Genomic DNA, 7,485 nt, shown 5'->3' on the forward strand with positions numbered 1-7,485 from the left:
GTCCGGTGGTGGCCGTCGCGACGGGGCCGGTCCGCGACCGGGCGGACGCCCACAGGGCGGCGGTCCGCGTCCGGGCAGTTCCGCTCCGCCGGCCAACAACGCGCTGGCTGACGCATTTGCCCGCGCCAAGCGCGGCGGCTGACCTTGCCTTCGCATCCTGCACAGGCCGCCCATCGGGCGGCCTGTGTCGTTCCGGAGCCGCATTGACAGAAGCTTGATCTCGCTTTGCCTTCAATCGCTGTACGCTGCGAACTGGCGGAGGGGCCAGATGACAGAACAGCAGGCACGGCAGTGCAGTCCGGTCGTGGGTGGGGCGCGAAGCCGCGCCCGCGCGGTGGCGCGCGCGTGACGCCGCAGAACTCCCTGCTGGACGCCCAGGCGGCATTGCAGGCGCTGGCCGAAGAGCGCCGTCGGCTCGAAATGATCATTGACGGCACCGGCATGGGCAGCTGGGAGTGGAACTGCCGTACCGACCAGATGCAGGTCAACGAGCGCTGGGCGCAGATCGTGGGGTATACACGCGAGGAGCTCGCCCCGATCACCCCCGACACATTCCAGCAGCTGGCCCACCCGGACGATGTGGCGCAGTCCAATGCGCTGCTGCGCGACCATCTTGCCGGACGCACTGCCCAGTACGAGAGCCTGTGCCGGATGCGGCATAAAGACGGGCGCTGGATCTGGGTGCAGGATCGCGGGCGGGTGTACGAATGGGACGCGCAGGGCCGACCGCTGCGCATGGCCGGCGCGCATGCCGATGTCAGTGACCTGCAGAATGCCCGCCAGGATGCCGCCGATACCCGCCAGCGACTGCAGGCGGTGGTGGACGCGTCCGACGAGGTGGCGGTGATCGCTACCGACGTGCATGGAGTGATCACCCTGTTCAACAGCGGCGCGCAGAAGCTGCTGGGCTACACGCCGGAAGAAGTGATAGGCAAACACGATCCAGTGGTGTTCTACGACCCGCATGAGATGCAGGACTACCTGCGCGGGGAGGCAAGCGCTGATGGCCGCGTTCCCACTGTGTTCGAGGCGCTGACCGCGCGCGCGGCGACCGGCACGTGGTCGCACCAGTGGACGTTCGTGCGCAAGGACGGCGGTCATCGCCAGGTGCGGTTGTCGATCAGCCCGCTCAATGGCGGCGACGGGCAGCGGCTGGGGTACGTGGGCATGGCCGTGGACATCACGCCTTTGCTCGAGGTGCGCGAACAGGCACATCTGGCCGCCGAGAAGTTCGCCGGTGCCTTCAACTCCGCTGCCTTGGGCATGGCGCTGGTGTCGCTGGAAGGGCGCTGGCTGGACGTCAACGACGCACTCTGCGGCATTCTGGGCTACACCCGTGCCGAACTGCTGAACATCGATTTCCAGACCCTGACCTATCCGGACGACCTGGACGCGGACCTGGCCCTGGTCGGTGACCTGCTGGCCGGGCGGCGCGATCACTACCACATGACCAAACGCTACCTGGGCAAGGGTGGTCACCTGGTGTGGGGCCGTCTGTCGGTGTCGCTGGTGCGTTCCGCGCATGGCGAGCCGCTGCATTTCGTTTCGCAGATCCAGGACATCACCGCCCAGCACCAGAGTGGCCAGCAGCTGCGCGAGTCCGCCCAGCGCACCCGCGTCACGCTGGACGCGGTGGCCGACATGGTGCTCAGCCTGGACCTGCGCGGACGCATCGAGTACGCCAACGCCGCCGCCAGCCGTGCCTTGGCCGGTGAAGGCGCATCATCGTTCACCGGTGGGCTCATCCAGGACGTGGTCGAGCTGACCACGGAATATGCACCACGCTCGCCGCTCGAGCTGGAGGTGCTGCTGGACCCGGAGAGCAATGCGGTGGACCTGCATTCGGATCTGCTGCTGTCAGTCGGAGCCCATCTGCTGCCGGTGGACCTGACCCGGGCCTGGCTGCGCGACGAAGACGGAGAGGTCAACGGTGCGGTCTGGGTGATCCGCGACGTCACCCAGCAACGCGCCCGCCAGCGCGAGGCCCGCCACCTGGCCGAGGTTGACCCGCTGACCGAACTGACCAACCGGCGCGGTTTCGAGGCGCACCTGCAGCAGGCCATCACCCGCGTCGCCCGCACCGGCCAGTCAGCCTCGCTGATGTTCATCGACCTGGACAACTTCAAACCGATCAACGACAACCACGGCCACCTGGCCGGCGATGCCATGCTGTGGGCAGTGGCCAACGCGCTGCGCCACGGCGTGCGCGACTCGGACGTGGTGGCGCGCCTCGGAGGCGACGAATTCGCGGTCATCCTGGCGGGTTGTTCGCTGCGACGCGCGCGCCGGATCGGCACCGATCTCCTGCATTCCCTTCAGCTGCTTACCATTCCCTGGGACACCACGCGGCTGGGCGTGGGGGCCAGCATCGGCATCGCTGCCCTTCACGGCGGGATGAGCGTGGATGCGGCGGTGGCGGCGGCAGATACCCAGTGCTACCGCGCCAAGGCGATGGGCCGCAACAACGTGCAGGTGGAAGAGCCGGTGCACGGTGGGCCCGAGCCCCTTGAATCGCTGGACGAAGGCGGTTCCGAGCTGTAAATCCCGGATGGGGGTTTACACATGAATTAATGGGCGATATAAAACTGTGACCTGGTTTTGTTATTAATAATTCATTATCAGGCGAGTTTCTACTAAAGGTTATTCCCGTTAAGTCGATACCCTTCTGCACCTGCTCCCTCCGGGAGTGGCTGGAGTGACGTCGTTGTTTGCCCCCGGACGTCTGCGTGTCTCGTAGCCCATCCGCCAACCGAACATCGAGGATCGCAAAAATGCTCATCTCTGGCATGCAGATGCCGTTGACCGAACGCAGTGCCGTGGCGCTGCCGGCTTCTCCCTGGCGCGGATGGCGCGCCCTGTTCCGTGCCCGCCGCGACCTGCGTCGCCAGGCCGAGGTGGCCGCAGAGCGCCATCGCGAGGAACTGGAAGCACAGGTCACGGCCTTGCACCGGGTCCAGGCCGTGATCGAATTCGCCCTGGACGGCACCATCCTGACCGCCAATGACAACTTCCTGCAGACGCTGGGGTACACCCTGGCCGAAGTGCAGGGGCGTCACCATTCTATGTTTGTCGACCCGGCACAGGTGCAGACCGCGGAGTACCGCGCGTTCTGGGAGCGGCTCGGGCGCGGGGAGTTCGACGCCGGGCAGTACCGTCGGTTTGGCAAGGGCGCACGCGAGATCTGGATCCAGGCCTCGTACAACCCGGTGTTCGACAGCAGCGGACGCGCGTACAAGGTGGTGAAGTTCGCCACCGACATCACCGCGCAGAAGATGCAGGCGGCCGATTTCGCCGGGCAGCTCGCGGCCATCAATAAATCACAGGCCGTGATCGAGTTCAGCCTGGACGGGCGCATCCTGGGGGCCAACGAGAACTTTCTTGCCACCACCGGTTACACGCTGGACGAAGTGCGCGGTCGCCATCACAGCATGTTCGTGGACGCCTCGTGCCGGGAAAGCGCGGAATATCGTGCGTTCTGGGAAAAACTCGGTCGGGGCGAATACGATGCCGAGCAGTATCGCCGGTTGGGCAAAGGCGGGCGCGAGGTGTGGATCCAGGCCTCGTACAACCCGATCATGGACATGAACGGCCGTGCCTTCAAAGTGGTGAAGTACGCCACCGACGTGACGGCGCAGGTGCGCGATGCCCACGCGCTGCAGTCGGCCGTGGCACAGACCCGCGAAGTGGTGGCCGCCGCGCAGGCGGGCGATCTCACCCATCAGATCGCCCTTGACGACAAGACCGGTCCCATTGCAGAGCTGTGCGGTGGCATCAACGCGCTGATGGACACCATGGGCGGCATCATCGGCCAGATCAAATTTGCCGCCGACACCATTGCCCTGGGGGCCAGCGAGATCGCCCAGGGCAATGCCGACCTGTCGCAGCGCACCGAGCAGCAGGCGGCCTCGCTTGAGGAAACCGCAGTGTCCATGAAGGACCTGGCCGACACCGTGCGCAGCACCGCCGACAACGCCCGGCAAGCCAGCCAGCTGGCCAGCGGCGCGGTGGACGTGGCGGCGCAGGGCGGCAAGGTGGTGCACGAGGTCGTGAGCACGATGGCGCTCATCAACGAGTCCTCGCGCCGCATCGTGGACATCATCGGAGTCATCGACGGCATCGCGTTCCAGACCAACATCCTGGCGCTCAACGCCGCTGTGGAAGCGGCGCGCGCGGGCGAGCACGGGCGGGGTTTCGCCGTGGTCGCCTCGGAGATCCGCTCGTTGTCGCAACGCTCGGCGACCGCCGCCAAGGAGATCAAGCAGCTGATCGGCGACTCGGTCGACAAGGTGGGCGTAGGGACCGGCCAGGTCGAGGGTGCCGGCCGCACCATGGACGAGATCGTCGGCAACGTGAGGCGGGTCAGCGATCTGATCCGCGAGATCAGCGAGTCTGCGCGCCAGCAGAGTGACAGCCTGGGCCAGATGAACATCGTGGTGGATCAGATCGACCAAGGGACCCAGCAGAACGCGGCGCTGGTGGAAGAAGCGTCCGCAGCCGCGCGCAGCATGGAAGAGCAGTCCACCGAACTGCTGCAGACCGTAGCCAGGTTCAAGGTCGAGGGCGAGGCAGGGCGGGGCGCGCGGGCGTCCTCGCCGGCAGGTCAGCCGATACTGAGATTGGTTTAACGCGGGGGCAGGGGAGGCCGGCGCGGGTCGCCGGCCAGAAAGAGAAAAAGGCCAGATCGGGATCTGGCCTTTTTCGTACTGCAGTTGAAACGAAAACACCCTTGGACTGTCCATGCCCAACCCCCGTTCGGGCAGCCTGTGGGGCTCATGCCTGATGGCCCGGTCTCTATTAAGTCCACGGCTGCGCCGCGCGATGCGGATATTTTCCCCGGATCGAAACAAACGCACCCTGCAACCTTTCGTTTGGACAGCCCCCACCGTCCATCCGTGATGCTGCGGGGTGCCCACATTCTTAATGTCGCTGCGGGGCGTTCGCTACGTAAAAAAGGCCAAAAAAGCGCCTGTTCACCCCCTACCAATGGCGGTGCACAACCGGTGTCAGAGTCGCGTAGAGTATGCGGCCTTCGTGAGGATTGGTGAGTTTTCCTGACCGCTCCGCACATAATCTCAAATATTATCTACGCAGTATAAATAATGCCTTCCTTGACCTTCCCGGACTTCGAGGCGTATTCCAACGCAGTCAAGGGAGTTGACGGAGAAATGCGGGTCACCGGGCGCAGCGATGCGGCCTGGGTAATGAATACGCTCGAGATTGGCGACGTAAGCGTGCTGCACGGCATGGACGGTGCGCCGGTGACGTATCGCGGCGCGCTGCACGCGGCTCATTTCGGGGTCTACCTGTCACTGCCGGGCAGCGACACCGAGCTGGAAGGTGAACGGGTAAGCGACGACGGCTACATCTGGATGGCCCCGCGCCAGGAGATGCAGGGGTTCACGCGGGTGCCGGCGCGCTTTCTGGGCGTGGACATGGCCGAGGCGCGGGTGCTGGGCCAGGCGGTGCGGATGGGGCTGGATACGCAGGCGCTGTACCGGACCACGCACGTACGTTCCAACCCGCAGGCCGTGGGCGAGGTGGTGGCGCTGACCCAGCGCGCCTCAAGGTGCATGCAGAGAACCCGGACGCGTTCGCCGAACCGGCGGCTGCGCAGGCGTTTGCAACGCAGATCACCGCCGCCGTGCTGCAGTGCCAGCCGCGGCCGACATGCCCGACGCTCGCAGTGAGCCGTCGCGGTCGTCCGCCGCTGCCGCGCAAGGAGATCGTGCGTCGTGGCATCGATCATATCCAGCGCAGTCTGCGCGGCGAGGTCTCCTTCTCCGACATTCCGTTTGCCGTGGGCGCGTCGCAGCGTTCGTTGAACCGTGCATTCGGCGACGCGTTCGGCATGGCACCGCGCCAGTTCTATGTCGTGGAGCGGCTGCACGCCATCCGCAGCGCACTGCGCAGCGCCCGGCCAGGCGATACCGTCACCGGCATCTGCGCCAGGTTCGGGGTATGGGACCTGGGCCGCATGGCCGCGTTGTACTCGCGCCTGTTCAACATCCTGCCGGCGCAGGAGTTGTCGCGCGCGCTGGCGGCGCAGGCGGGGGAGCCGGTCGGGCCGCGTCGGCGGTAAAGGGCCAGCCGTCCTTCGCGCTTGTAGCGGCGTGCCTACAGAGAAGGGCGGGCAAGTCGGATACGGAAGATGGTGCATTCCGTATCCGAAGTACGCCGTCTGCGTGCAAGCATGAAGTCATTCCACTTCAAGGGGGCGTCATGCCCAGATGCACGGGTTCACTGGATGTCTACGACAAGCTTGCCGACGAACGGTCTCGGGACTGGATCATGGGTCTGCTGACCTTTGCGGTCGTCGAAGAGCAGAAGTTCGAGTGGATGAGGCACCATGCAGAGTACGAGGGAAGGGATGCTACGGATGAAGAGATCAGAGCATGGTACGGATCGCTTCCCGTTGGTGCTGTGGTGCGTGCCCGTGGCATCGCGGAGAATGCGCTGGGATCCTACGCCGAGGAAGTGGAGGCGTCGTTCTCTGATTCTGTTCGGGAAGAACTGAAGTGTTCTGCGCTGATTGGCGAAATACGACAGGTTCGACGGTTTTGGCCGCAGTTCGCTTTGAGCGTGGCTGCAGGGCTTACAAGCTCCATCTTGTTTGCCGCATTGCTCTTCACGACGGCATTCCTGGTGCTCAACGATCGGTCGCCCGTTGAGCTGGGTGCTAGGATCATTTCAAGCACTACGCAGGGAAGTACCGATGATCATAAGTAAACGCGCGAGGGTGTTGTTCGTCAAAGCTGTGTGCAAGGTACTGAATGTGCCGGCCCCGAGCGAGCCCGAAGTTCGGGCTGCGGAGTGGAGGTCTGCAAAGCGACTGCTCCGAAAGAGGCCTCTTGAGAAGCCTTGTGATCGCATGCTGGGCGATTGGACGTTGGAGGCGCGATCGCGATATCTGGGGTTCAACGATTTCTCTAAAGACAAGTGAGTGAAGCCTTGCCCGAACGTCAAGCTTCCTTGCCCATGCCCAGGTTAGGTTCGCCCAGTGCAACGTTCATGCGGTCCTCCGGCACGCCTGGGCTGAAAAGCAAAAGGCCAGATCTTTCGATCTGGCCTTTTTCATTTCCATGGTGCCGAAGGTGGGATACAAGCACGGTCTGGATGTGCCTTGGTAAAGGCATTGTAAATCAACGGGATACATGCTCTCCCCGCATCCTTGTTCTGGAAGCAGACACGCATTTCGTTCTGGAAGCTGCGGTCTGGAGGAGAGACCAAACGGCGCGGTTTGCGCAAATGCCGCGCAGGTCGGTCCTATAGAGGCTTCGTCAGCAGAACTGCCGACCCAGGGCAGAGCCCAAGGATCTGCGGGGACTTTGCGATGAACGTGGGTGCCACCTCGCGCGCTATCCGGTCGAACCCGAGTTGCTCGAAGAATGGAGCTGCGGTCGTGGTGAGAGGGACTGTCAGGAATTTTGTGTTCGGGCATAACATGTTGAAAAGGATCATGTATGCCACCCAAGAAGAAGACCGCCA

The 7,485-nt window shown here is 64.2% G+C and carries 5 protein-coding genes; all 5 read left to right on the forward strand.

From position 1 onward, the window contains the following. Positions 1-345 precede the first annotated feature (345 nt). The 5 genes from EGJ34_RS19365 to EGJ34_RS19385 all read left to right on the forward strand — a co-directional run bounded on the left by EGJ34_RS19365 (position 346) and on the right by EGJ34_RS19385 (position 6,726). Entirely contained in the window at positions 346-2,541 is a 2,196-nt protein-coding gene (locus EGJ34_RS19365) for a PAS domain S-box protein (RefSeq protein ID WP_260477065.1), read from the forward strand. Positions 2,542-2,771: 230 nt separating this feature from the next. Next, the gene (locus EGJ34_RS19370; protein ID WP_312023043.1) at positions 2,772-4,625 is read left to right on the forward strand and encodes a methyl-accepting chemotaxis protein; all 1,854 of its coding nucleotides are present in this window, start codon (positions 2,772-2,774) and stop codon (positions 4,623-4,625) included. Between the two features lie 474 nt (positions 4,626-5,099). After that, complete coding sequence (locus EGJ34_RS22385; protein ID WP_185750260.1) at positions 5,100-5,687, forward strand: hypothetical protein; 588 nt, start codon at positions 5,100-5,102, stop codon at positions 5,685-5,687. Continuing rightward, complete coding sequence (locus EGJ34_RS19380; protein WP_185750261.1) at positions 5,684-6,079, forward strand: helix-turn-helix domain-containing protein; 396 nt, start codon at positions 5,684-5,686, stop codon at positions 6,077-6,079. Before EGJ34_RS22385 ends, EGJ34_RS19380 begins: the two co-directional genes overlap by 4 nt. A gap of 209 nt (positions 6,080-6,288) precedes the next feature. After that, positions 6,289-6,726, forward strand: coding sequence for a hypothetical protein (locus tag EGJ34_RS19385; RefSeq protein ID WP_125362085.1), 438 nt, complete (start codon positions 6,289-6,291; stop codon positions 6,724-6,726). The last annotated feature ends 759 nt before the right edge of the window (positions 6,727-7,485 follow it).

Origin of the sequence: Stenotrophomonas sp. 278 (assembly GCF_003935715.1) — a bacterium.
GTDB classification, from domain to species: Bacteria; Pseudomonadota; Gammaproteobacteria; order Xanthomonadales; family Xanthomonadaceae; genus Stenotrophomonas; species Stenotrophomonas maltophilia_AH.